Origin of the sequence: Cellulomonas sp. B6 (assembly GCF_001462455.1) — a bacterium.
Lineage (GTDB): Bacteria > Actinomycetota > Actinomycetes > Actinomycetales > Cellulomonadaceae > Cellulomonas.
Map to the genome: position 1 here is coordinate 1 of NZ_LNTD01000202.1, position 1,547 is coordinate 1,547.

Consider the following 1,547-nt stretch of genomic DNA (forward strand, 5'->3'; position numbering starts at 1 on the left):
CCCGCACCCGCACCCGGTGCACCCCCACCCCACGGACGACGCAGGAGTCGTGATGACCGACCGGTACCTCGAGCTCGTCAACAGCGGGCTGACCAAGAAGCTCGCCGCCCAGCTGGGCCTGCCCCGCCCCGCGGTGCTGCGCCGCCACCGGCCCGGGCAGCCGCTGCTCGACGGTCCCGCGCTCGTGCTCGGCACGGGCGCCGACGCGGTCGCGACCCTGCTCTCGTCACCCGCGGGCGGCGCCGCCCCGACGGGTGACGCACCCGCGGTCCTCGACGGCTGGGACGTCGAGGTGCACCGGCACGCGACCCCCGACGTGCGGTACGCGGCCGTGGTGCTCGTGCTCACGGACGTCACGCACCCGGACGACCTGCAGGGGCCGGTGCTCGCCGCGGGCTCGGTGCTCAAGGGCCTGCGGACGGGCGGGCGGGTCGTCACGGTGTCACGCCCCGCGGGCGCCGACGACGCGCCCGCGGTCGCGGCCGCGCGGCAGGGCGTCGACGGGCTGCTGCGCTCGCTCGCCAAGGAGCTGCGGGGCGGCGCTACGGGCAACGGCGTGGTCGTCGCCGACGGCGTGCCGGTGACGGCCCCGAGCGTCGTGGGCGCGCTGCGGTTCTTCCTGTCGACGCGCTCGGCGTTCGTCGACGGGCAGCTGCTCGAGGTCGACTCCGACGCGGGCGAGCTGCCGACCGACTGGGACCGCCCGCTGGCCGGCAAGGTCGCGGTCGTCACCGGTGCGGCGCGCGGCATCGGTGCCGCGATCGCCGACGTGCTGGCCCGCGACGGCGCGACGGTCGTCGCGGTGGACGTCCCGGCCGCGGGCGAGCAGCTCGCGCAGGTCGCCAACCGCGTGCGCGGCACGGCGCTGCAGCTCGACGTCACCGCGCCCGACGCGGGCGAGCGGATCCTCGCGCACGCCACGGCGCGGCACGGGCGGATCGACGTCGTCGTGCACAACGCGGGCATCACGCGCGACAAGCTGCTCGCCAACATGGGCGAGGCCCGGTGGGCGTCGGTGCTTGCGGTGAACGTCGCGTCGCAGCTGCGCATCAACGAGGCGCTGCTGACGTCGGGCGACTTCACGGACGCGCCGCGCATCGTGTCGCTCGCGTCGACGTCGGGCATCGCGGGCAACCGCGGGCAGACCAACTACGCGGCGTCCAAGGGCGGTGTCATCGGCATGGTCCGCGCGACCGCGCCGCTGCTCGTGCCGTTCGGCGGCACCGCGAACGCGGTCGCGCCGGGGTTCATCGAGACCGAGATGACCGCGCGCATCCCGGCGCTCACGCGGCAGGTCGCACGGCGCCTGAACTCGCTGCAGCAGGGGGGTCAGCCGGTCGACGTCGCCGAGGCGATCGCGTTCCTCGCGTCTCCCGCGGCCGGCGGCGTCGTGGGCCGCACGCTGCGGGTGTGCGGGCAGAACCTGGTGGGCCGGTGACGCGCGGCGCGCCGGCCGCGCTGGTCGCGCTGCCCCGGGTGCCCGGGCTCGGGGGGCTGTACGCGCGGGGGCTCGTCGCGTCGGCACGGCGGCGGGGCGGCGGTGGCGG

At 77.2% G+C, this 1,547-nt stretch carries 1 protein-coding gene; it reads left to right on the plus strand.

All coding sequences use genetic code 11. From position 1 onward, the window contains the following. Window positions 1–52 precede the first annotated feature (52 nt). On the plus strand, window positions 53–1,438 hold the full coding sequence (locus tag ATM99_RS15810; protein ID WP_062103804.1) for a 3-oxoacyl-ACP reductase: 1,386 nt from the start codon (window positions 53–55) through the stop codon (window positions 1,436–1,438). The last annotated feature ends 109 nt before the right edge of the window (window positions 1,439–1,547 follow it).

Bases quoted from the DNA above. Each gene is read 5' to 3' on its own strand.
- ATM99_RS15810 (WP_062103804.1), top strand. From the start codon at position 53: ATGACCGACCGGTACCTCGAGCTCGTCAACAGCGGGCTGACCAAGAAG.